Source organism: Rhizobium acidisoli, from assembly GCF_002531755.2.
GTDB lineage: Bacteria > Pseudomonadota > Alphaproteobacteria > Rhizobiales > Rhizobiaceae > Rhizobium > Rhizobium acidisoli.
Window position 1 is genome coordinate 1,282,059 of the sequence record NZ_CP034998.1, and the last position, 24,288, is coordinate 1,306,346.

The following is a 24,288-nucleotide window of genomic DNA, read 5'->3' on the forward strand; positions in this document are numbered from 1 at the left end:
CTGCCTGTTTTGTGAGCTAAAGCTAGCTCAAACATTGGGCTTTGTCATTAGCTTTTTTTGCATTTTTGCTACACTCTAGCAAAATTTTTCTGTTGACAAGATTTTCGTTCAAGTCCTTATAAACACGCGCTTTTTCATGCCCTGTCATTTTGCGGGGCTGAACATGCGCGTGCGGGAGGTTGCCGACATCAGTTGCGGGTTTCCTTCCTGCCGCGAAGCGGCTATGAACGCTCCCGACATTAACCATTGTCTCTCGATTCCGCTTGCGGCGGGATCTCAACTGCTTCGGAATCCGCCATGCGTCTGTCCCGCTATTTCATGCCCATCCTCAAGGAAAACCCCAAGGAGGCGGAAATCGTCTCCCACCGGCTGATGCTGCGCGCCGGCATGATCCGCCAGCAGTCGCAGGGCATCTATTCCTGGCTGCCGCTCGGCAAACGCGTGCTCGACAAGGTCAACGCCATTATCCGCGACGAGCAGAACCGGGCAGGCGCGATCGAGTTGTCGATGCCGACCCTGCAATCGGCCGAACTCTGGCAGGAAAGCGGCCGCTATGACGCCTATGGCAAGGAGATGCTGCGCATCAAGGACCGCCAGGACCGGCCGATGCTCTATGGCCCCACCAACGAGGAGATGGTGACGGATATTTTCCGCTCCTCCGTCAAGTCCTATAAGGACCTGCCGCTCAATCTCTACCATATCCAGCTGAAGTTCCGCGACGAGATCCGCCCGCGCTTCGGCACCATGCGCTCGCGCGAATTCATGATGAAGGATGCCTATTCCTTCGATCTGACGCGCGAAGGGGCGGAGCATTCCTACAACAAGATGTTCGCCGCCTATCTCAGGACCTTCGACCGGCTCGGCCTGCGCGCCATTCCGATGCGCGCCGACACCGGCCCGATCGGCGGCAATCTCAGCCATGAATTCATCATCCTCGCCGACACCGGTGAGTCCGAAGTCTTCTGCCACAAGGATTTCGTCGGCTTCGATATTCCCGACGACCGCACTGATTTCGACAGCGTCGACGGCCTGAAGGCGATCTTCGACAAGTGGACCTCGCTCTATGCGGCGACCTCGGAAATGCACGACGAGGCGGCCTTCAACGCCGTTCCCGAAGGCGACCGCCTGTCGGCGCGCGGCATCGAAGTCGGCCATATCTTCTATTTCGGCACGAAATATTCCGAGGCGATGGGCGCGAAAGTGCAGGGGCCCGACGGCAAGGAACACTTCGTTCACATGGGTTCCTACGGTATCGGCCCGACACGCCTTGTTCCCGCCATCATCGAAGCATCGCATGACGACAACGGAATCATCTGGCCGGCGTCGGTCGCGCCCTTCGATATCGTGGTGATCAACATGAAGGCGGGCGATCAGGCCTGCGACGATACCTGCGAGCTGATCTATGCCGCGCTGACCAAGGCCGGCAAGGATGTGCTCTACGACGATACCGACGACCGGGCCGGCACGAAGTTCGCGACTGCCGACCTGATCGGCGTGCCCTTCCAGATCATCGCCGGCCCGCGCGCGGTCGCCAACGGCGAAGTCGAGGTGAAGGACCGCAAGACCGGCGCCCGCGAAACGATGACCATCGAAGCGGCGATCAACAGGTTCGTGGCTTAAGGAAACGGAGGCGAAATGGCAGAGGCAGCAGTGGACCGGAGTTCGAAATCCGGCTTGGGTCCGGCTGGCAAGCCATTTTCCACCTTCGAACGCCTCGTGGCGTGGCGCTATCTGCGCGCCCGCCGCAAGGAAGCCTTCATTTCGGTGATCGCCGGCTTCTCCTTCGTCGGCATCATGCTCGGCGTTGCGACGCTGATCATCGTCATGGCCGTCATGAACGGCTTCCGCACCGAGCTCGTCTCACGCATCCTCGGCATCAACGGCCATATGATCGTCCAGCCGTCCGATGGCCCCTTCACCGATTATGCCGACCTCTCCAGCAGGCTTGCCGCCGTGCCGGGCGTCAAGATGGCGCTGCCCTTGGTGGAAGGCCAGGTGCTTGCCTCTGCCCAGGCTGGCGGCAGCACCGGTGCGCTGGTGCGCGGCGCCCGCGCCGAGGACCTGACCAAGCTCAAGACGATCTCCGGCAACATCAAATCAGGCGACATGGTGGGTTTTGCCTCCGGCCAGGGCGTGCTGATCGGCACCGGCATGGCCAACCAGCTCGGCCTGAGCGTCGGCGACCTCATCACGCTGACGTCGCCGGATGGTGACATTACGCCGATGGGCGTCAGCCCGCGCGTCAAGTCCTACAAGATCTCCGGTCTCTTCGAGATCGGCATGTCGGAATATGATTCCTCGATCATCTTCATGCCGCTCGAGGAAGCGCAGCTGTATTTCAATGCCGAGGGACTGGTGCAGTCGATAGAGCTTTTCGTCGATCACCCCGATGATATCGACACTCTGCGGCCCAAGGTGGAGGAAGCGGCTGGCCGCCAGATCAACCTCACCGACTGGCGCCAGCGCAACCAGACCTTCTTTTCGGCGCTGCAGGTCGAGCGCAACGTCATGTTCATGATCCTGACGCTGATCGTGCTTGTCGCAGCTCTGAACATCATCTCCGGCCTGATCATGCTGGTGAAGGACAAGAGCAGCGATATCGCCATTCTGCGCACCATGGGCGCCAGCGCCGGCGCGATCATGCGCATCTTCTTCATGACCGGGGCGGCGATCGGGATCGTCGGCACTGTTGCCGGCGTGCTGCTCGGCGTCCTCGTCTGCGTCAACATCGAATCCATCCGCCAGTTCTTCTCCTGGATTTCAGGCACGGTGATCTTCAATCCGCAGGTCTATTTTCTCAGTCAGCTGCCGGCCGAGATGCAGCTCAGCGAAACGATCTCGATCGTCGTCATGGCGCTGACGCTCTCCTTCATCGCGACCATCTTTCCGGCCTGGCGCGCCTCCAGGCTCGATCCGGTGCAGGCCCTGCGCTACGAATAAGGAATGCCGCCTTCATGAAACGCAACGTCGTTCTCAATCTTACCGGCGTCGAGCGCCATTACGGGCAGGGCGATACGCTGCTGCCGATCCTGAAGGGCGCGGATTTTTCGATGTCGAAGGGCGAGATTGTCGCTCTCGTCGCTCCCTCCGGCACCGGCAAGTCGACGCTGCTGCATATCGCCGGCCTGCTGGAGCATCCGGACGGTGGTGAAGTCAACATCAGCGGCCATGCCTGTGACGGCCTGAGCGATGAGAAACGCACCGCGATCCGCCGCAGCGAAATCGGCTTCGTCTATCAGTTCCACCACCTGCTGCCGGAATTTTCCGCACTTGAGAACATCATGATGCCGCAGCTGATCGCCGGGCTTTCCTGGAAGGAAGCCGGAGAGCGGGCCGGCCAGCTTCTCGACTACATGCGCATCGGCCACCGCGGCGCCCATCGCCCTGGCGAGCTTTCCGGCGGCGAGCAGCAGCGCGTGGCCATCGCCCGCGCCGTCGCCAACGCGCCGACCCTGCTTCTTGCCGATGAGCCGACCGGCAATCTCGACCCTGAAACGGCAAGCTACGTCTTCGATGCGCTGGAGGCGCTGGTGCGCCAGTCCGGCCTCGCGGCCCTCATCGCCACCCACAATCACGAGCTCGCCCGCCGCATGGATCGGCGCGTGACGATCTCGGATGGCAAGATCGTCGATTTCTGACACTGAGGTCAGGGGATGGCCAGCCCGCCGCGATAGTCGAGCCTATAGGCTTTCCGGTTGTCGACCATGATGCATTCACTGCCGCCGAACCGCTCGCAGTCCCCTTCGCTGTGATCGATATAGCGGCCGAGCGGATGATCGAATTCCATTCCGCCGAGAAAGCGCCCCTGCCGGTACATGGCTGAAAGTGCCGCCTTGATCACCGCACCGGCGGCAGCGCCGTCGATCAGATCCGGTGCAACGATCCAACCGAAATAATTCATCACCCAGACAGGCTCGCCGGCAAACCAGACAACCTCCTGTCCGGCGAAATCGGTGCCGCCGAAATAACTGTCGAGATAGCGCCAGTCGCCGCGCTCATAACCGATATCGTGGGCACCCGGCCGGCAGGGCGCGCGTGGGACACCACCGCCGACATAGGTCGCAGCCTTGGCTTCCACGACGAATTCATTGAGCATTGCAATGTCGAGCATATCCCGTTCTCCTCTCCGCCGGATGCTGGCAAATATGCTGCGGCATGTAAAGAACAAAAACAGAACAATAACGGGAAGCAAGCGGGTCGCCGTAAGAGGCGGTCTGCCGCGCAAGCAGCATGTCCCAGCGTCACCGATTGCGAAAGGACCGGAGCGGCCCAACGGATCGCGCACAGTCCCCGCCGATTCGCGATGTGCGTCCGGGGTTTTCAAACGCAAGAAAGAAGGAAAAGATTCCTGTTGACAATGGAACATATATCGAACAAATTGAAAACATAACGAGTAAAGGAGAGCCAAATGACTGACATGATCCGTGATATCGCAGCATTCACCTCCATCGCAATGTTCGTCGCCAGCTTCTCCCTCATCGTCATGGCGATCTAAAGTTTTCAGGGGACCGCATGCCAAACATGCGGTCCGGACGCGGGACTTCTTCTGGACATCATCGCCCTCTATGCCGACAATGCGTCCGATTCATTCGGGTGATTGGGAAGGCATGACATGGCGGATATGGCAATGGGTTCAACGGGTGAGGCGACCGGCGGTACGCCGGGCTTCATCCACCTGAGGGTCCACTCCGCCTATTCGCTTCTCGAAGGCGCCTTGCCGCTGAAGAAGATACTTTACAAGGCGACCGGCGACAGCCAGCCGGCGATCGCCATCACCGATACCAACAATCTGTTCATTGCGCTGGAATTCTCCCAGAAGGCGATGGACGACGGCCTGCAGCCGATCATCGGCTGCCAGGTCTCGATCGACATGGAAGACGGGTTGGAAACGGAAAAGCGCGGCGGCCAGCAGGCGCTGGTCAAGCTGCCGTCGATCGTTCTTCTCGCCGCCACGGATGCCGGTTACGAACGGCTCGTCGATGTCGTCAGCCGCGCCTATCTCGGCGGTGAAAGCAACCAGGCGATCCATATCCGTGCCTCGTGGTTGGAGGAGGCCGGCACGGAAGGGCTGATCGCCCTGACCGGCGCCCTGACCGGGCCTGTCGACGCGGCGATCAAGGAAGGCCATCCCGCGCAAGGGGAAGCCCGGCTGCTTGCGCTGAAGCGTCTCTTCGGCGACCGGCTCTATGTCGAATTGCAGCGGCACGGCACCTATGACAAACGCCACGAGCAGAGGATCGTCGGGCTCGCATATGCCCATGACCTGCCGCTCGTTGCGACCAACGAGGCTTTCTTTCCGACCCGCGACGATTACGACGCCCATGACGCGCTGATGGCGGTCGCTCACAATGCCATCGTCTCCGACGACAGCCGCTTTCGCCTGACCCCGGACCATTATCTGAAGAGCCGGGCCGAGATGGCCAAGCTGTTTGCCGACCTGCCGGAAGCGCTGGAAAATACGATCGAGATCGCCAAGCGCTGCTCCTTCGTGCTGAAGACGCGAAAACCGATCCTGCCGCGCTTCACCGGCGCGACCGACGACGCCGAGGAGGCCGAACGCGCCGAGGCGAGCGAACTGCGCCGCCAGGCTGTGGAAGGGCTGGATATGCGGCTTTCGACGCTCGGCATGTCGCCGGGCTACGAGGAAAAGGATTATCGCGAGCGGCTGGATTTCGAGCTCAGCGTCATCGAGCGCATGCGTTTTCCCGGTTACTTCCTGATCGTTGCCGACTTCATCAAATGGGCCAAGCAGCACGACATCCCGGTCGGTCCCGGCCGCGGTTCGGGCGCCGGGTCGCTTGTCGCCTACGCCTTGACGATCACCGACGTCGATCCGCTGCGGTTTTCGCTGCTCTTCGAACGCTTCCTCAATCCGGAACGCGTCTCGATGCCGGACTTCGACATCGACTTCTGCCAGGACCGCCGCGAAGAGGTGATCCGCTACGTCCAGGCCAAGTATGGCCGCGAACAGGTGGCGCAGATCATCACCTTCGGTTCGCTGCAGGCGCGCGCCGCCCTTCGCGACGTCGGCCGTGTGCTTGAGATGCCCTACGGTCAGGTCGACAAGATCTGCAAACTCGTGCCGAACAATCCGGCCAATCCGACGCCGCTCTCCAAGGCGATCGAGGAGGAGCCGAAGCTGCAGGAGGAGGCGGCGAAAGAGCCTGTCGTCGCGCGCCTGCTCGACATTGCCCAGAAGATCGAGGGGCTTTACCGCCATGCCTCGACGCATGCCGCCGGCATCGTCATCGGCGATCGCCCGCTTTCCAAGCTGGTGCCGATGTATCGCGATCCGCGCTCGGACATGCCGGTCACTCAGTTCAACATGAAATGGGTGGAGCAGGCCGGCCTCGTCAAGTTCGACTTCCTTGGCCTGAAGACGCTGACCGTCCTGAAGGTCGCCGTCGATTTCGTCGCCAAACGCGGCATAAATGTCGATCTCGCGGCCATTCCTCTCGATGACAAACTGACCTACGAGATGCTGTCGCGCGGCGAGACGGTCGGCGTGTTCCAGGTGGAAAGTGCCGGCATGCGCAAGGCGCTGATCGGCATGAAGCCGGACTGCATCGAGGATATCATCGCGCTGGTGGCGCTCTACCGCCCGGGCCCGATGGAGAATATCCCGACCTACAATGCCCGCAAGCACGGCGACGAAGAGCTGGAATCGATCCATCCGATGATCGATCACCTGCTCAAGGAAACCCAAGGGGTCATCGTCTATCAGGAGCAGGTGATGCAGATCGCCCAGGTCCTGTCCGGTTACTCGCTTGGAGAGGCCGATCTGCTGCGCCGCGCCATGGGCAAGAAGATCAAGGCCGAGATGGACCAGCAGCGCGAACGCTTCGTCGTCGGCGCCGTCAAGAACGGCGTCTCGAAGCCGCAGGCCGACAATATTTTCGAACTGCTGGCGAAGTTCGCCAATTACGGCTTCAACAAGTCGCATGCCGCCGCCTACGCCATCGTCTCCTATCAGACGGCCTATATGAAGGCGCATTATCCGGTCGAATTCCTCGCCGCCTCGATGACGCTCGACATGTCCAACACGGAAAAGGTCAATGATTTCCGCCAGGATGCCAAGCGGCTCGGCATCGAGGTGATCGCCCCTTCGGTGCAGACCTCCTTCCGCCATTTCCAGACCGGCGACAACCGCATCTATTACGCGCTCGCCGCCCTCAAGGGGGTCGGCGAATCCGCCGTCGACCATATCGTCGAGGTGCGTGGCGACAAGCCCTTTGCCGGCATCGAGGATTTCTGCCTGCGCATCGATCCGCGCCAGGTCAACCGCCGTGTGCTCGAAAGCCTGATCTTTGCCGGCGCCTTCGATTGTTTCGGTACCGATCGCGCCCAGCTGTCAGCCGGCCTCGACCGTATCCTCGGTTATGCCCAGCGCGCCCAGGAGAACAAGCTGAGCGGCCAGTCGGATATTTTCGGCAGCACGCTGACCTCGGGGCCCGAGAAGATCTCCCTGCCGCCGTTTTCGCCCTGGCTTGCCTCCGAGCGGCTGCTCAAGGAATTCCAGGTGCTGGGCTTCTATCTCACAGCCCACCCGCTCGATTCCTACGCCAACCTCCTGCAGAAGATGCGGGTTCAGACCTTTGCCGAGTTTTCCCAGGCGATCAAACAGGGCGCCTTCAATGCGCGCCTCGCCGGCACCGTCATTTCGAAGCAGGAGCGCAAGACCCGCACCGGCAACAAGATGGGCATCATCGTCTTTTCCGATTCCTCGGGCCAGTTCGAGGCCGTGCTGTTTTCGGAAATGCTGAACCAGTATCGCGACGTGCTGGAGTCGGGAAAATCCTTCGTGCTGACCGCCACCGGCGAGGAGCGGCCGGAGGGCATCGGCCTGCGCGTCCAGACGATCCAGTCGCTGGAGGAAAAGTCGCTGCAGATGCAGAAGGCGCTGCGCGTCTATGTCAGAGATTCCGGGCCGCTGAAGATGGTCGCCGGCCATCTCAATGCCAGGGGCGACGGCCTCGTTTCCTTCATCGTCATCAAGGAGGAGGGCAAACGTGAGGTGGAAGTCGCGCTGGCGGAGAAATACCGCATCACGCCGGAGATCGCCGCCGCTCTCCGCGCCGCCCCCGGCGTCGTCGATGTCGAGCTTGTCTGATCATCTCGGGGTGATGCACATCAACCCGCGCGATTTGATCATCCTGGGGTGATTGCGATCAACCCCGGGTGATGGTGATGAAATCCGTGCCTTCGCCGGTATCCCGGCCGAGGCCGGTATCGGAGATCGTCAGCGTCGAGCCGGGCGCGATCAGCGCCTCGATCCTGCGGCGGGTCTCCTCCGGGATCTTGATGCGGCTGAGCGACCGGGCAATCGGCCTGCCGCTGACGATCGAGCTTTCCTGATTGGTGACGCCGAGCCGCTTCATCGTCTCGCGCGAGAGATTGTTTTCGAGCGTGATGCCGAGCCAATCCGCCGTACCGGCCTTTTCATCGAGTGCATGCAGCGTGAAGAAATGCGTGCCGAGCGCCAGGCCCGGATCGGCGATCGTCACCGGCGCTTCGAAGATCGGCTTGAACGCCCGGCGCACCATGATGACGCCGTTCGGCGGCTCACCCTTGCCTGTGGCGGCATAGACAGATTTGAGCAGCGTGTCGGAGATGAGGTTCCTGTCGCCGGCAAATTCCGCCGGCCGCAGCGTCTTGAATGCTTTGATCGCTTGCACGGTCGCCGGCCCGAGCAACCCGTCCGGATCGCCGGCGGAAAAGCCGAGCTGGTTGAGCAGGGTCTGGATGTCGATCACCGTCTCGCGCAGCGTGCGGCGGGTGATCAGCATGCTGATCGGTTCGGATGGCCGCTCGGCTTCGGGCGCCGCAGCCGGCGGCGCTGCCGGCATCGGCATCGCAGCCGTGTCGTTCATCGCCACCTGCACCGGTGTGCCCGGGCTGTCCGGCATCGAAGGCCGCAGTTCGACATCCGAAAGCAGCAGCATCGGCGCCGGCGCCTCTGGATGGAAAAGGGTCGGATGGTCGATCGGCTGCGGCACCACTTCGCCGTCGCTGATGATGACCGGAATGCCGGGCTCGGTCATCCCGTAAAGCTTTTTTGCAAAAGCGCCGGGCATGCGCACGCAGCCGTGCGAGGCCGGATAGCGCGGCACGGAATTGGATTCGTGCAGCGCAATGCCCGACCATGTCAGCCTTTGCATGAAGGGCATCGGCGCGTTCGAATAGAGATTGGATTCGTGGTATTTCTGCTTTTCGAGCACCGAGAAGATGCCGCTCGGCGTCGTGTGCCCGTCCTTGCCTGTCGAGACCTTCGAGGTCGCGACGACCTCGGTGCCGTCATAGACCGCAAGCGACTGCTTGTCCTTCGAGACGATGATCTGCAGCGTGCGCGCATCCGCGGCAAGAGCAGGGTGCACGAGTGCGGTGGCCGACAGCAAGCCGAGGCCGAAGACGAGACGCGAGAACATGATAGCCAACCATACGCAATACTTGCCCGGCACATTATGGGACGAAGTTTAAGGAAGATTTTATGGGCCGCGCGGCGCTCACGGCTCACGCTTTAGTGATCGCGCTTGCCGCTGCCGAAGGTGTAGCCGGTCTCGACGGTGTTCTTGCCGAACTTGTCGCGCAGCTTGTCCATCGCCGCTTCGGCCGCCGCCCGCCGGCCCGATTGCCGGTCGATGAGATCGGGCGGATCGGCACGGGCGGCATCGCCGAGATCGGTGACGCCGATGCCGAGCAGCCGGAACTTCGTGCCGTCCGTCTCCTTTTCGAGAAGCTCGAGCCCGGTGCGAAAGATCCGGTCGGCAAGCTGGGTCGGGTCTTCGAGCTTGCGGTTGCGCGTGCGTAACTTGAACTCGGCGGTCTTTAGCTTCAGGACCACGGTCTGGCCGGCGATGTCGTTTTTCTTCAGCCGCCAGGAGACCTTTTCCGAGAGATTGCGCAGGATCGGCACCAGATCGTCATAACGCCAGATGTCGTCGAAGAAGGTGGTCTCCGCTGAAACGCTCTTGGCCGCGTCGTTGAGATGCACTTCACGGTCGTCGATCCCGCGCGACAGCCGGGCGAGCCGCTGGCCGATGCTGCCGTAGCGGCGCATCAGGTCGTTTTCCTCCATCTGCTGCAACTGGCTGATGGTGCGGATACCATCAGCCTCCAGCGTCGCCGCAAAGGCCTTGCCGACGCCCCAGATCGTGGTCACCGGACGCGGCGCCAGAAACTCGACCGCTTCCTCGCGCCCGATAACCGAAAAGCCGCGCGGCTTCTGCAGGTCGGAGGCGACCTTGGCGAGGAATTTGCAATAGGAAAGCCCGACCGACACGCTGATGCCGATCTCCTTCTCGACCCGGCGGGCGAATTTGGCCAGGGTGCGGGCCGGCGGGTCGTGATGCAGCCTCTCGGTGCCGCCAAGCTCCAGAAAGGCCTCGTCGATCGACAGCGGCTGCACCAGCGGCGTCAGATCCTGCATCATGGCGCGGACCTGGCGCCCGACCCGGACGTATTTTTCCATGTCGGGGCGGATGACGATCGCCTCGGGGCAGGCTTCCAGCGCCTTGAACATCGGCATCGCCGACCGCACGCCGTGGATGCGGGCGATATAGCAGGCGGTGGAAACGACGCCGCGTTTGCCGCCGCCGATGATCACAGGCTTGTCGGCAAGGTCCGGATTGTCGCGTTTCTCGACGGCCGCATAAAAGGCGTCGCAATCGATATGCGCAAGCGTCAAGGCATAGAGCTCGCGATGGCGCACCAGACGCGGGCTGCCGCAGGACACGCAGCGGCGCGCCTCGCCCTTCTGCTCGGCAAGGCAGTCGCGACAGAAGCCGGGTGTCTTGTCGGGCGCGGGCGTCATCATGAGAACAAAGGTTGAACGCCGCGACACTACGCCTTAAGCTTCCGAGTCTCAAGAGAGGCGGGAGCTTTGCCTTTGGATAACGATCTTCGTTTCGAGCCGGTAACGGCAGAACGCTGGGACGACTTCGAAACCCTGTTCGGACCGCAGGGTGCCTTCTACAATTGCTGGTGCGTCGCCTTGCGCCTGCCGCATGCGATCAGAACGAAGATGGCGGCCGACGAGCGCAAGGTGCATATGCACGATCGGATCAAGGCCGGGCCGCCGCCGGGCATTCTCTGTTATGCCGACGGGGCGCCGGTCGCCTGGGTGCAGGTCGGGCCGCGCCATGACGTGCCGCAGTTCAATTCGCCGCGCACGGTCTCGCGGCCGCTGGAGGAGGGCGATGCGGACGATCCGTCGATCTGGGCCGTCAGCTGCTTCTTCCTGCTGCCGCGCTTGCGCGGCAAGGGCATGAGCCATCGCCTGCTTTCGCTGGCGATCGATCATGCGCGGCGCCAGGGCGCGCGGTTGCTCGAAGCCTGTCCGATCGATCATGTGAAGCAGTCGAAATCGGTGACGCTGTGCATCGGCTCGACGGCGATCTTCGATGCGGCCGGTTTCGAGACGGTAGCGCGGCGCAAGGACGGCCGACCGCTCATGCGGCTGGAACTGCAGGGCTGAAAGCGCCGGCAAGGAAGTGCGCCTCGATCAGCGCGGCGGCATCAGTCCAGTCGCTGACGCGGGTGATGTCGTCGGCTGCCGCCGGCGCGAAACGATGGACGGGGGAGTCGGGCATCAGGTGAATCAGCAGGCAATCGGCAACATGTTCCCTAACGGAATGCAGATTGCGCGCCATATCATCGATGAAGACGACGGGAAGGGAGCGGCTGGCATGCAAAGCGTGAACGATCGGCCCTTTGGGCTCTTCGCTGGCAAGCAGCGGAAAAAGCAGGCCCATCCTGTCGAGCAGGCGGCGGCGCTGGTCCTGGAACCGCGGCTGCATGGCCGTCAGGAAAAGCACGTCGGCGGCCTCGGAAAGCCGGCCGAGCGTCTCGACGACGCGATCGAGCGGCGTCTGCCACAGCTCTTGCGCCTCGAAGAATTCCTCGATCAGCCGGCTGACCCGCTGATCCTCGATCTCCGCGCCATCGGCCTGCGAGACGATGTTGCCGTGGAGCCGGAACGAGCGCGGCAGGAAGGCATGCCCCCGGCTTTCAAGAAAAAGCTGGAACGGGCCGATGAACTGCAGCACGACATCGTCGACGTCGCAGACGATCAGCGGCCGTTCGCCGAGCCGGATATGCGAGGTATCGAGTTGCGCTATGCCGGTCACCGTCAATATTCCCCGGAATCGAGGCCCGGCGAGGAGAAATGCTGCCAGGCGGCGGTGACCGTTTCCGGGCTGATGCCGCTCGCCGTGCAGAAAGCCATCGCCGTCGGTTCGTGGTTTATCAGGAAATCCATCATGCCGGCGAGAAAGCCGGGATCGTTGACGGCGCTGCGCACCTGGCCGGGCGCAACACCGGTCAGCGCAAGAAATCGGCCGAACATGTCGGGATCGTCGGCAAGCCAGCCGAGCACGGCGATCGCGGTCGCGTGCGGGTCGGCGGCCGGTTGTTTCGAAGTCTTGAAGTTGCTTTGCATTTCGAGGGGTAAGTTACCTTTTCTTCAACCAAATACCGCTAGCGTGCGCTATCGGTTTCACGGAGCAATTGTCCGCATGTGCCTTTCTCATGGGACGAACCGCTGCGCGAACGGACGTAGGGACAGCTTGTCATGCCCAAACAGGTGATGATTGTAGAAGATAACGAGCTTAACATGAAGCTCTTTCGCGACCTCATCGAGGCGTCCGGTTATACCACGATCCAGACCAGAAACGGCATGGAGGCGCTTGATCTGGCGCGCAAGCATCGCCCCGACCTCATCCTGATGGATATACAGCTTCCCGAGGTCTCCGGCCTCGAAGTCACCAAATGGCTGAAGGAAGACGACGAGCTGCACGTGATTCCCGTCATCGCCGTCACGGCTTTCGCGATGAAGGGCGACGAGGAGCGGATCCGCCAGGGCGGCTGCGAAGCCTATGTTTCCAAGCCGATCTCGGTTCCGAAATTCATCGAGACGATCAAGACCTATCTGGGCGATGCCTGACGCATCGGAAAGACAGCTATGACTGCGCGAATACTGGTGGTTGACGATATTCCGGCCAATGTGAAGCTGCTCGAAGCGCGGCTGCTTGCGGAGTATTTCGACGTGATGACCGCAGCCGACGGCTACACGGCGCTGGCGATCTGCGAGCGCAACCAGGTCGATCTGATCCTGCTCGACATCATGATGCCCGGCATAGACGGCTTCGAGGTCTGCGAGCGGCTGAAGGCCAACCGCAAGACTGCCCATATTCCTGTCGTCATGGTCACGGCACTGGATCAGCCGGCCGATCGCGTCCGCGGTCTGAAGGCCGGTGCCGACGATTTCCTCACCAAGCCGGTCAACGACCTTCAGCTGATCTCACGGGTGAAGAGCCTGCTGCGGCTGAAGACGTTGAGCGATGAACTGCGCATCCGCGCCGACACCGCCCATACGATGGGCATCGACGATCTCATGCGGGCAGGCGAGGGCCGCGCCGACGAGACCGGTCAGATCCTGCTCGTTGACGGCCGCGCCAATTCGCAGGAGCGCATCATTAAGGCGGTGAAGCCCGTCGCCGACGTGCTTGCCCTTTCCGATCCGCAGGCAGCGCTCTTCGAGGCGGCCGAAAGCGCCTTCGATCTCGTCATCGTCAACGCCAATTTCGACGACTACGATCCGCTGCGCCTCTGCTCGCAGCTGCGCTCGCTGGAGCGCACCCGCTTCCTGCCGATCCTGATCATCACCGAGCAGGGCGCGGACGAGATGGTCGTGCGCGCGCTCGATCTCGGCGTCAACGATTACATCATCCGCCCGGTCGATCCCAACGAGCTGGTTGCCCGCAGCCTGACGCAGATCCGTCGCAAGCGCTGCAACGACCGCCTGCGCGCCAGCGTCAAGCAGACGATCGAGCTTGCCGTGACCGATCCGCTGACCGGCCTTTATAACCGGCGTTATCTCGACAATCACCTGAACGTGCTTTTCAACCGTTCGATGGCGCGGGGCCGGCCGCTTTCGGTGCTGATCACCGATATCGATCGCTTCAAGCAGGTAAACGACACCTATGGCCATGACGGCGGCGACGAAGTGCTGCGGGAGTTTGCCAACCGCGTCCGCTCGACCATTCGCGGCGCCGACCTCGCTTGCCGCTACGGCGGGGAGGAATTCGTCGTCGTCATGCCCGATACCTCGCCGGAAATTGCCGCCGCTGTTGCCGAGCGCCTGCGCGCGGCCGTCGAAAACGCGCCCTTCATGCTGAAACACGCGGGGGAGGCGCTGAATGTCACCGCTTCCTTCGGCATCGCTTCGCGCATCGGCTCGGTGCTGACCCCGGATCAGCTGATGAAGCAGGCCGATCTTGCGCTTTACGAGGCCAAGAATACCGGCCGCAATCGCGTCGTCGCCGCGGCCGCCTGACGAATCACCTGTCGCCTTATGTGCCGTTTATGGGTTTTCCACCGTGGTAAGCGGATTGTTACCGATTTTTAATGCTCGCCCGCACAGCGCGGCGTGAAAAATTTGCAATCAAATAGCCCAAAAATGGATTTCCGGCTTTGCTGCGGATGCGCCGCTGCCCGATAGTCTTCAAGGCGTCCGGCCATAGCTAAAAATAAAATGCCGACTATAAAAAATGCCTTCCGCCGATGGGCGGAAATAGAGTGCCGCCGCACCACCTCACGTAGCGGGAGGGGAGGTGTAGGTTATTACGTTATATTGTCGAATTTCTTGGGTGGGTCAGCGCCTAGGCTTCATCCTTAAGCAGAGGCGATAAATCTTTGTATGTACCAAAACTGGACTTTTAACCATAGAATCAAGTCCGCAAAAATCATCATTAAGAATTTGTTGATTTTCTTTCATTTTTGCGCAAATTATCGGCTCATAAGAGAAGCGCTCCCGCTGAGGAGTTGTCGATACCCCATGATGCTCAGGTCCGCCGCATCTCCTGGGTCGTGGGGTCGGTCGGCTAGTAGGCAAGTTATAGCGGTTCCTCGTGCCGTTTTGCATGCTGGCCGACCCCCTTTCAAGAAAACGCCGCCACTTCCCGAAGATGGAAGGGCGGCGTTTTTCTGTTTGCGCTGTCATCGCCAAGAGGGCCAATTCGGGCAATAAAAAACGCGCAACCCGAGGGCGCGCGCTTTTTGCGAAATCCGGCAACCAAGTGATTACTTGATCTTGGTTTCCTTGAACTCGACGTGCTTCTTAGCAATCGGGTCGTACTTCGTCTTCGTCATCTTGTCCGTCATCGTACGGCTGTTCTTCGTCGTGACGTAGAAGAAACCGGTGTCGGCTGTCGACAGCAGCTTGATCTTGATTGTTGTAGCCTTGGCCATGGTCGTCCTGCCTTTAAGAAAATGAAAGCCGTGGAAGCCGGATGGGCTCCACGGCAAATCCTGGCGCGAAACTACGAATCCCGCCCGAAAAGTCAAGTCCGTTTTCGAATGAACATCAGTCTGATGCCGGAAAGTAGGGCATAGAGGCCGAAGAACGCGGCAATCGCCCAGGCAAAACCGTTATTTCCGGCGACATCGATCGCCGCACCGATTGCCTGCGGCCCGGCCACGGTTCCCATCGCATAACAGAAGACGAAGGCTGCATTGGCGGCGGCAAGGTCGGAGCCCGTCAGCCGCGAGCCGAGATGGCTGAGGCCGACCGTATAGAGGCCGGAGACGCAGCCGCCCCAGAAAAGCAGGAGTCCGGCCATCAGCAGCCAGTTGTCGACCAGCAGCGGCAGCATCATCGAGCCGACGAAGCCCATCAGCGCCATGCCGGCCAGAAGCGGCCGCTTGTCGGGAATACGGTCGGAAAGCAGGCCGAGCGGGATCTGGAAGATGACGTTGCCGACGCCCATCATGGTGAGCAGAAGTGCGGCCTGCGATTCGGTGAAATGGGCGCGCACGGCAAAGATCGGGAAAAGCGACAGCCCGCCCGCTTCGACCGCGCCGAAGATGAAGACCGCCGCCGTTGCCGTCGGCACAAGGAAAACGTAGCGCATGAAATGCAGTTCCGGTTTTTCCTCAAGCACCGGGCTCTCGTCGCGGGCAATGAAGATCGGAATGGCGGCCAGCAGGATGGCACCGGCGCCGATCAGGAAGGGGAAGATGCCGTCGCTGCCAAGGATCGAAAACAACAGCGGCCCGGCCGCAAAGCCGAGGGAAAGCACGGTCGCATAGATGCCGAGCACGAAGCCCCGCTTGGACGGCGGCGAGGCGGCATTGATCCAGAATTCGGAGAGGATGAACAGCGTCGTTGTCGCGCCGTGAAAGGCGAAACGCAGCGGAAACCACATCCAGAAATCCTGGGCATAATAAAAGCCGAGCGCGCTCAGCGCCGAAATCAGCACCGCCCAGAGCATGGTTGGCGCAACGCCGTATTTATGCGCGAGCCGGGTGGTGATGGGCGCGGCGGCCATCGCGGCGACGCCTGCCATCGCAGTGTTCAGCCCGATCAGTGTGGACGAGATGCCGCGTTTTTCCAGGATGATGCTGAGAAGCGGGAGCCCGAGGCCGATTGCTATGCCAACGGCTGATATCGACGAGATGGCTGCCACCAGAGAAGGCCAATGGATTTCCTCGACATCGCCCGGTGTGCCGTTTCTCGGCTGAGACATTTATCCATCCTTAGAAAGCTGCGCGAGCGAATCGGCCGGTCCCGTCGGACAGATAGACACAGACGTGCCAAATCCGGGTGACGGATGCCGCTTCGCAGTATTTCCGATGTGAGTGACCATCTGCGGAATGTAAAGCCCGTTCGGCCAAGAAATGCTTACCATGTCGGGTTGAGGATCGTCGGCTGCCGCATTTGGGTAGTGGTCGGTGGAGCGCTGGCACTACACGGTAAATATGTCTGGAAGGTGAAAGCGATCAATCCGGGCGTCCGGGGATGTCATAATCGTCCGGACCGTCGCTCTCGCCGCCGAAACCGTGCATGCGCAGCGCCCATTGCAGGCCGATGACGCCGCCCTTGATCGGCTGGATCGAGGCAAGCGCGGTGATGACGGTGATCGGCGCCCAGATGGCGATATGCGCCCACACCGGCAGCACGAAGGTCAGGTCGGTCAGCATATAGCCGCCGACCACGACGTGCCCGAGAACGAGGATGACGATATAGGGCGGCAGGTCGTCGGCACGTTGGTGATGCATCGCCTCGCCGCAGGCGGCGCAATGGTCGACCGGCTTCAGGAAGGCGCGAAAAAGTTTGCCGCTGCCGCAGGCCGGGCAGCGGTTCATCAGCCCAACGCAGGATGGAGCGTCCCAGCGGACGCTCGGCCTCGGGTCTGTCGCCATAGCGGACGACCGGTTCGGTCGGTGTGCTCATCGCATCTTCCTCTTCAGGCCGCATAGGCTCGTGAATCTCGCCCAATGCCGCTTTCGGACAGCTGGAACATTTCAATGCCGCCCGCGCGGTGGCCTCGTTCCCGGCTTCTTGCGAACCTGGCCCCGGTCGCGGCGGCCGGCTTTGTGGAAGGAGCGCACCGCCGTCGGCATCTCGCGCCCTTCGCTGACCATCTCGAAGCGCAGCGCCCCGGCAAGCGGGATCGCTTCGGCAAGCTTCACGGTGACGTTGTCGCCAAGGCGATAGCCGAGCCCCGTCCGTTCACCGGAGAGCGCCTGATGCGCCTCGTCATAGATGAAATAGTCGCTGCCGAGCGTCGATATGGGGACGAAACCATCGGCACCATACTCCGGCAGGGCGACAAAAAGCCCGGATTTCGTAACGCCCGAGACCCGCCCGGCAAATTCCTCGCCGACGCGGCCGCTCAGATGATGCGCGATCAGCCGGTCGACCGTCTCACGCTCGGCCGCCATGGCCCGGCGCTCGAAGGTCGAAATTTCCGCGGCGATATCGTCGAGGCCTGCCTCTTCCTCTGTCGTGATGCCGCCTTCGCCGAAGCCGAGCGAGCCGACGAGGGCGCGATGCACGATGAGATCGGCGTAACGGCGGATCGGCGAGGTGAAATGCGCGTATTTCATCAGGTTGAGGCCGAAATGGCCGATATTCTCCGGGCCGTAGATCGCCTGGCTCTGCGAGCGCAACACCATCTCGTTGACCATGGTCTGGTGCGGCGTGCCGTCCGCCTTCGCCAGAATGCCGTTGAAGTTGTTGGCGCGCATATTGCCGCCCTTGGCAAGCGGGATGCCAAGCGTCGCCAGGAATTCACGCAGGATTTCCTGCTTGGCAAGCGTCGGGCCGTCATGGATGCGGTAGATCAGCGGCTGGCGTTTCTTTTCCAGCGTCTCGGCGGCCGAGACGTTCGCCTGGATCATCATCTCTTCGATCAGCTTGTGAGCGTCGAGCCGCGGCGGCACGTGGACCCGGTCGACGGTGCCGTCGGATTTCAGCAGGATCTTGCGCTCCGGCATGTCGAGTTCAAGCGGCTGGCGCCGGTCGCGTCCGCGCTTCATCACCGCATAGGCGTGCCAGAGCGGCTTCAGGATCGGCTCGAGCATCGGCCCGGTCTTATCGTCCGGCGTGCCGTCGATCGCCGCCTGCGCCTGCTGATAGGAGAGTTTGGCAGCACTCTTCATCATGACGCGATGAAACGTGTGGCCGATCTTGCGGCCTTCCCCGGAAAAACTCATGCGCACGGCGAGCGCCGGGCGGTCGACGCCTTCCTTCAGCGAGCAGAGATCGTTGGAAATGCGCTCCGGCAGCATCGGCACGACACGATCCGGGAAGTAGACCGAATTGCCGCGCTTCAGCGCCTCGCGGTCGAGCGGTGACTTCGGGCGGACATACCAGGAGACGTCGGCAATCGCCACGGTGACGATGACGCCGCCGGGATTGTCGGGCGAGGGGTCGAGTTCGGCATAGACGGCGTCGTCATGGTCCTTGGCATCGGCCGGATCGATAGTGATCAACGGCACGTCGCGCCAGTCCTCGCGATGCGACATCGTCGCGGGTTTTGCATCCTCGGCCTCAGCGATAACGGCGGGCGGGAAGACATGCGGAATGCCGTGCGCATGGATGGCAATCATCGAGATCGCCTTTTCCGAGCCGACGGAGCCAACGACCGAAAGCACCTTGGCGCGCGGCAGGCCGAAGCGCCCGAGACGGGCGACTTCGATCTCGACCAGGTCGCCGTCTTTGGCGCCGCCGGTGAAGTCTGGATCGATGACCATCTCCTCGCCGCGTCGCTCGATCGGCAGCAGCCGGCCGCCGCCGCCAGGCGTCGTGCGGAAAACGCCCATCGAGGCGCCGCGGCGCTTGTCGATCACCTTGATGATCCGCGCCGTATAGGCCGGCCCGCCACGATCGACGGCCGGGAAGATCTTCGCCAGAATGCGGTCGCCGAGGCCGGCGACCGGTGCCTTGCCTTTGCCCTGGCGGCCTGCGGGCGATTGCTGGCGGATGGCGACGGCGGGCGCGACACCCTGATCCTCGGGCCATTCCGCCGGCCGGCCGATCAAATCGCCATCCTTGTCACGCGTGGTGATATCGAGAACGGTGACCGGCGGCAGCGCGCCGGGGCGGATCAGCGATTTGCGGTTCTTCTGCAGCATGCCTTCCTGCTCGAGCTCCTGCAGCAGGTGCTTGAGCTCGACGCGGCTGTCGCCCTTCAGGCCGAAAGCCTTGGCGAGTTCCCGCTTGGACGCTTTCTGCGGATGATCGGCGATGAAGCGCAGGATCACCTCCCGCGACGGCAGCGCGCCGTGGACGATGTTCAGCGGCTCGACGGCGGGAGCATCCTTGCCGGCACGGCCGATCTTGCCCGGGCGCTTGCCCGCAGGGTTCGTTCTGTCGCGCGGTATTCTGCTCACGTCAGCTCTTTTTCGATTTCGCGGGCGCTTTCGCCTTCGTTGCCTTCGGCTTGGCCGCCGTCTTGGTGGTCTTGGCTTCGGCGGCCGCCGCCTTCGGCTTGGCTTTCGCCTTGCTCGTCTTGCCGGCAGGCGCCTTACCGGCCTTCTCCGTGATCAGCGCAAGCGCCTCCTCGACGGTGATCGCCTGCGGATCCTTGCCCTTCGGCAGGGTGGCGTTGACCTTGCCCCAGTTGACATACGGTCCGTACTTGCCGTCGCGAACGGTGATCGCGCCGCCGTCGGGATGATCGCCGAGCGTCTTCAGCGCCGCCGGCGTGCCGCGCGAACCACGGCCCGGTGCCTGGTTTGCCTTTTCGGCAATGACGGTCACGGCGCGGTTGAGCCCGACCGAAAACACGTCCTCGATCGTTTCCAGATTGGCATAGGAACCGTCATGCAGCAGGAACGGCCCATAGCGGCCGATGCCTGACGAGATCATCTTGCCGGATTCCGGATGTTTGCCGATATCGCGCGGCAGCGAAATCAGCGCCATCGCCTTTTCGTAGTCGATGTCCTCAGGCTTCCAGCCCTTCGGCAGCGAAGCGCGTTTGGCCTCCTTGCCGTCGCCGCGCTGGATATAGGGGCCGAAGCGGCCGGAGCGCAGCGTCAGTTCCTCGCCGGTCGTTGGATCGGTGCCGAGGTTCTTCGGTTCGTTGAGGGCGGCGCCATCCGCTTCTCCGCCGTTTTCGGAGGAGAGCTGGCGGGTGTAATTGCATTCCGGATAGTTCGAGCAGCCGACGAAGGCGCCATATTTGCCGAGCTTCAGCGACAGGTTGCCGGTGCCGCAGACCTGGCAGATCCGGGGATCGCTGCCGTCCTCCCGCTTCGGGAAGACCAGCGGCGCCAGCGCCTCGTTCAGCGAATCGAGCACATTGGTGACGCGCAGTTCCTTGGTGTCTTCGATCTGGGCGAAGAAATCTTTCCAGAAATCGCGCAGCACCTGCTTCCAGTTCAGCTCGCCGGCGGAAATCCGGTCGAGCTTCTCCTCGAGATCGGCGGTGAAGTCGTATTCGACATATTTGGTGAAAAAGCTTTCGAGGAAAGCCGTCACCAGCCGGCCCTTGGCCTGCGGGATCAGCTTGCGCTTGTCGATCGTCACATAGTCGCGGTCGCGCAGCGTCGCCAGCGTCGCGGCATAGGTGGAGGGGCGGCCGATGCCGAGCTCTTCCATCTTCTTGATCAGCGAGGCTTCCGAGTAGCGCGGCGGCGGCTCGGTGAAATGCTGGGTCGAATTGATCTTCTGCTTGGCGAGCGTCTCGCGCGCATTGATCTCCGGCAGGCGGCCATCCTCGTCGCCGTCGTCGCTCTGCTCGCCGTCTTCCTTCTGATCGGTATAGGCGGCGATGAAGCCGTCGAAGCGGATGACTGAGCCGACGGCGCGCAACCCGGCCTTCTCGCCCTTGTTGTCGGCGGTGATTTCAGCCGTCGTGCGCTCGATTTCGGCCGAGGCCATCTGGCTGGCGATGCCGCGCTTCCAGATCAGGTCGTAGAGCCGGATCTGGTCGGCGTCGAGGAATTGGCGCACGCGGTCGGGTGAGCGGTAGAAATCGGTCGGGCGGATCGCCTCGTGCGCCTCCTGGGCGTTCTTGGCCTTGGTGGAATAGAAGCGCGCCTTTTCGGGCATGTAACGCTCGCCGAACTGGTCGACGATGGCGCTGCGGGCGGCATCGATCGCCTCCGGCGCCATCTGCACGCCGTCGGTTCGCATATAGGTGATGAGACCGACGGTCTCGCCGCCGATATCGACGCCTTCATAAAGCTTCTGGGCGATCTGCATGGTGCGCGAGGCGGAGAAACCGAGATTGGAGGAGGCGGCCTGCTGCAGGGTCGAGGTCGTAAATGGCGGTCCTGGATTGCGCTTGACCGGCTTGGCCTCGACCGTGTCGACGACATAGCTCGCGCCGTCCAGCAAAGCCTTCAGGCGGCCCGCGTCCTCGCCGTTGCCGATCGCGCGCGGCTGCAGCCGCTTGCCGTTGGCCGAAACCAGCCTTGCCTCGAACTCGTCGCCGCGCGGCGTCTTCAGAAGTGCCGAGATGTTCCAGTATTCTTCCGAAATGAAGCGCTCGATTTCGGATTCGCGGTCGCAGACCAAGCGAAGCGCCACCGACTGGACGCGGCCGGCCGAGCGTGCGCCGGGCAGCTTGCGCCAGAGGACCGGCGAAAGATTGAAGCCGACGAGATAGTCGAGCGCGCGGCGGGCGAGATAGGCGTCGACCAGCGGCACGTCGATGTCGCGCGGATCGGCCATCGCGTCGAGCACCGCCTTCTTGGTGATCGCGTTGAAGACGACACGCTTGACCGGCTTGCCGTTCAGCACCCGCTTCTTGTTCAGCATATCGAGGACGTGCCAGGAAATCGCTTCGCCTTCGCGATCCGGGTCGGTCGCGAGAAACAGGCCGTCGGACGATTTCACCGCGTCGGCGATGTCCTTCATCCGCTTGGCCGAGGCCCCGTCGACCTCCCAAAGCATTTCGAAATCCTGATCGGGGAGGACCGAGCCATCCTTGGCAGGCAGATCGCGCACATGGCCGAAGGAGGCGAGCACTTTGTATCCCGAACCCAGATACTTGTTGATCGTCTTGGCCTTGGCAGGCGATTCCACCACTACAACATTCATGATGATTCTCTAAAAAAGGAAACGACGCCAGCGTTGAAACCAGCGCAACACACACCGCAACATGGATGCCGGCCCTCCGACATGGACAGGGAAATCGCTGCGGTCAAGGGGTTTGCTACAATTTTACGTCTTACAGCTGCTGCAAAGCGGCCGGTCCGTATCGCCCAAAGCTCAATCGGAAAGCGAGATGAGACCGCCCTGATGCCGGTGCAGCCTGCCTGCGATGTCGAGCTCCAGCAGGATCAGATAGACCGCCGATGCCGACAGTCCGGTGTGGCGGATAATATCGTCGATCTCGACCGGCGTCGGCCCGAGCGCATCGATGATGCGGTTGCGATCCGTATCGCCGGGCGGCATCGTCATTGCCCCGCCGCCACCTGGCGGCTCTTCCGCCATCGACGACGGGAACAGCTCGAATTGCGCCAGCGGCGCCAGGGCCTCGATGACATCGGCAGGTGCGGTGACGATCGAAGCGCCGTCCTTCAGCAGGCCGTTGGTGCCGTGGCAGCGCGGATCGAGCGGTGAGCCCGGCACGGCAAAAACCAGCCGGCCGAACTCGCCGGCAAGGCGGGCGGTGATCAGCGATCCCGAGCGTGTCGCTGCTTCCACCACCACGAGGCCGAGCGCGATGCCGGCGATCAGCCGATTCCGCCGCGGGAAATCACGGGCGCGCGGCTCCCAGCCGAAAGGCATCTCGCTGACCGCCAGACCGTTGCTGCCGGTGATCTCCTCGAGCAGGCCGATATTCTCCGGCGGGTAGGGCTGGTCGAGGCCGCCGGCAAGGGCCGCGATCGTGCCCGTCTCCAGGCTTGCCCGGTGCGCCGCGGTATCGATGCCGCGCGCGAGACCCGAGACGACGGTATATCCAGCCCGGCCGCAGTCGCGCGCCACCATCGCCGCGAATTTGGCGCCGGCGATTGAGGCGTTGCGCGAGCCGACGATGCCGACGGCCGGCCGTTTGGCGGCGGCAAGCGTGCCCTTGACGGCCAAGAGCGGCGGCGCGCCGTCGATCTGCTTCAGCGCTTGCGGATAGTCTGGCTCGCCGATGCCGACGAAGCGGGCGCCGAAACGATGCGCCGCCTCCAATTCCCGATGCGCCTCGGCCTCGCTGGCGATGCGGATTGCCCGCGTCGCGCCGCCGCGCGCCGAAAGCTCCGGCAGTGCCGCAAGCGCTGCCTCGGCCGAACCGAAATGATTGATAAGGTCGCGAAAGGTCGCGGGGCCGATATTGTCGGAACGGATGAGGCGCAGCCAGGCAATTCTTTGCCGTTCGCTCAGCACAGTGCCTTTTGGTCCCGCGCTCAGCGCATCCATTATCCCCTTGCCCCGATCTTGCTTTCCGTCCCGCCCATCAGCCGGGAAATATTCGCCCTGTGCTTCCAATAGGAAATGAGCGTCATGATCGCCATGACGGCTGCAACCTTTTCATTGCCCAGTATCCACAGCGCAACCGGAATGACAAGCATGGCGACCAGCGCCGACAGCGAGGAGTAGCGCGTGGTGAAGGCGATTGCCAGCCAGACGGCGGCAAAGAGCACGACCATGATCGGCGCGACGCCGAGCAGCGTGCCGATATAGGTGGCGACACCCTTGCCGCCCTTGAAGCCGATCCAGACCGGGAAGAGATGACCGATGAAGGCGAAGAAACCGGCGATGATCGCCGCCTCCTCACCGAGGAAATAGCCGACGATCCAGGCCGCGGCCGACGCTTTCAGCGCATCGAGCAGCAGCGTCGCCGCGGCAAGCTTGCGGTTTCCAGTTCTGAGCACATTGGTCGCGCCGATATTGCCGGAGCCGATGCTGCGCACGTCGCCGAGCCCGGCGGCGCGCGTCAGGATCAGGCCGAAAGGAATGGAGCCGAAGAGATAGCCGATGACGGCGGCGGCAAGCGCGACCGGCAGCGTGATCTGCCATGACATGAGATTGGATAACATATGCCGCCTCAGCCCTCCGTGGCC

At 62.4% G+C, this 24,288-nt stretch carries 18 protein-coding genes and 1 pseudogene; 7 read left to right on the plus strand and 12 right to left on the minus strand.

What is annotated here, in order from left to right; genetic code table 11:
* The first annotated feature begins 297 nt into the window (after nt 1-297).
* From proS to CO657_RS06445, 3 genes are read left to right on the plus strand one after another with little or no spacing between them, the layout of a single operon-like run.
* Nucleotides 298-1,620 carry a proline--tRNA ligase gene (gene proS / locus CO657_RS06435; RefSeq protein ID WP_003587259.1) on the plus strand — a complete coding sequence of 441 codons (1,323 nt, stop codon included), beginning with the start codon at nt 298-300 and terminating at the stop codon, nt 1,618-1,620.
* 15 nt (nt 1,621-1,635) lie between these two features.
* Complete coding sequence (locus CO657_RS06440; protein WP_003587258.1) at nt 1,636-2,940, plus strand: lipoprotein-releasing ABC transporter permease subunit; 1,305 nt, start codon at nt 1,636-1,638, stop codon at nt 2,938-2,940.
* Between the two features lie 14 nt (nt 2,941-2,954).
* A complete protein-coding gene (locus CO657_RS06445; RefSeq protein ID WP_003587257.1) occupies nt 2,955-3,638 on the plus strand; it encodes an ABC transporter ATP-binding protein in 684 nt (227 codons plus the stop codon).
* 8 nt (nt 3,639-3,646) lie between these two features.
* Here the strand turns inward: CO657_RS06445 and CO657_RS06450 are convergent, their stop codons facing one another.
* Nucleotides 3,647-4,111: a DUF5680 domain-containing protein gene (locus tag CO657_RS06450; RefSeq protein ID WP_054181880.1), complete on the minus strand. Its 465-nt coding sequence runs from the start codon at nt 4,109-4,111 to the stop codon at nt 3,647-3,649.
* A gap of 501 nt (nt 4,112-4,612) precedes the next feature.
* On the opposite strand from CO657_RS06450, the gene dnaE reads away from it, so the two are divergent.
* A complete protein-coding gene (gene dnaE / locus CO657_RS06455; protein WP_054181881.1) occupies nt 4,613-8,110 on the plus strand; it encodes a DNA polymerase III subunit alpha in 3,498 nt (1,165 codons plus the stop codon).
* A gap of 58 nt (nt 8,111-8,168) precedes the next feature.
* Here the strand turns inward: dnaE and CO657_RS06460 are convergent, their stop codons facing one another.
* Together CO657_RS06460 and CO657_RS06465 are read right to left on the minus strand one after the other, a co-directional pair.
* A complete protein-coding gene (locus CO657_RS06460; RefSeq protein ID WP_054181882.1) occupies nt 8,169-9,425 on the minus strand; it encodes a L,D-transpeptidase family protein in 1,257 nt (418 codons plus the stop codon).
* Between the two features lie 92 nt (nt 9,426-9,517).
* The gene (locus CO657_RS06465) at nt 9,518-10,810 is read right to left on the minus strand and encodes a DNA polymerase IV (RefSeq protein ID WP_003587253.1); all 1,293 of its coding nucleotides are present in this window, start codon (nt 10,808-10,810) and stop codon (nt 9,518-9,520) included.
* 75 nt (nt 10,811-10,885) lie between these two features.
* Here CO657_RS06465 and CO657_RS06470 point away from each other — a divergent pair, with 75 nt between their 5' ends.
* A complete protein-coding gene (locus CO657_RS06470) occupies nt 10,886-11,473 on the plus strand; it encodes a GNAT family N-acetyltransferase (RefSeq protein ID WP_054181883.1) in 588 nt (195 codons plus the stop codon).
* On the opposite strand, the gene CO657_RS06475 is transcribed toward CO657_RS06470, so the two are convergent.
* Together CO657_RS06475 and CO657_RS06480 are read right to left on the minus strand one after the other, a co-directional pair.
* Nucleotides 11,448-12,125 (minus strand): hypothetical protein, encoded by a 678-nt coding sequence (locus CO657_RS06475; RefSeq protein WP_003587251.1) that lies wholly within the window; start codon nt 12,123-12,125, stop codon nt 11,448-11,450. The genes CO657_RS06470 and CO657_RS06475 overlap by 26 nt on opposite strands.
* Nucleotides 12,126-12,127: 2 nt before the next feature.
* Nucleotides 12,128-12,436: a DUF3572 domain-containing protein gene (locus CO657_RS06480; RefSeq protein WP_054181884.1), complete on the minus strand. Its 309-nt coding sequence runs from the start codon at nt 12,434-12,436 to the stop codon at nt 12,128-12,130.
* Between the two features lie 132 nt (nt 12,437-12,568).
* On the opposite strand from CO657_RS06480, the gene CO657_RS06485 reads away from it, so the two are divergent.
* A complete protein-coding gene (locus tag CO657_RS06485; protein ID WP_003547430.1) occupies nt 12,569-12,940 on the plus strand; it encodes a response regulator in 372 nt (123 codons plus the stop codon).
* 18 nt (nt 12,941-12,958) lie between these two features.
* Nucleotides 12,959-14,332, plus strand: a complete 1,374-nt coding sequence (locus CO657_RS06490; protein ID WP_003587247.1) for a PleD family two-component system response regulator — start codon at nt 12,959-12,961, stop codon at nt 14,330-14,332.
* Nucleotides 14,333-15,078: 746 nt separating this feature from the next.
* Here CO657_RS06490 and rpmG read toward each other — a convergent pair.
* From rpmG to plsY, 7 genes and pseudogenes are all read right to left on the minus strand, one after another.
* On the minus strand, nt 15,079-15,246 hold the full coding sequence (gene rpmG, locus CO657_RS06495) for a 50S ribosomal protein L33 (RefSeq protein ID WP_003587245.1): 168 nt from the start codon (nt 15,244-15,246) through the stop codon (nt 15,079-15,081).
* A gap of 92 nt (nt 15,247-15,338) precedes the next feature.
* Nucleotides 15,339-16,523: an MFS transporter gene (locus CO657_RS06500; protein ID WP_054181885.1), complete on the minus strand. Its 1,185-nt coding sequence runs from the start codon at nt 16,521-16,523 to the stop codon at nt 15,339-15,341.
* Between the two features lie 253 nt (nt 16,524-16,776).
* Nucleotides 16,777-17,230: pseudogene (locus CO657_RS06505) on the minus strand (DUF983 domain-containing protein).
* Nucleotides 17,231-17,301: 71 nt separating this feature from the next.
* Nucleotides 17,302-19,674: a ribonuclease R gene (rnr, locus tag CO657_RS06510; protein WP_054181886.1), complete on the minus strand. Its 2,373-nt coding sequence runs from the start codon at nt 19,672-19,674 to the stop codon at nt 17,302-17,304.
* 1 nt (nt 19,675) lies between these two features.
* Nucleotides 19,676-22,330, minus strand: a complete 2,655-nt coding sequence (gene topA, locus CO657_RS06515) for a type I DNA topoisomerase (protein WP_054181887.1) — start codon at nt 22,328-22,330, stop codon at nt 19,676-19,678.
* A gap of 171 nt (nt 22,331-22,501) precedes the next feature.
* Nucleotides 22,502-23,644 (minus strand): DNA-processing protein DprA, encoded by a 1,143-nt coding sequence (gene dprA / locus CO657_RS06520; protein WP_054181888.1) that lies wholly within the window; start codon nt 23,642-23,644, stop codon nt 22,502-22,504.
* Complete coding sequence (plsY, locus tag CO657_RS06525) at nt 23,644-24,264, minus strand: glycerol-3-phosphate 1-O-acyltransferase PlsY (protein WP_054181889.1); 621 nt, start codon at nt 24,262-24,264, stop codon at nt 23,644-23,646. Before plsY ends, dprA begins: the two co-directional genes overlap by 1 nt.
* Nucleotides 24,265-24,288 lie beyond the last annotated feature (24 nt).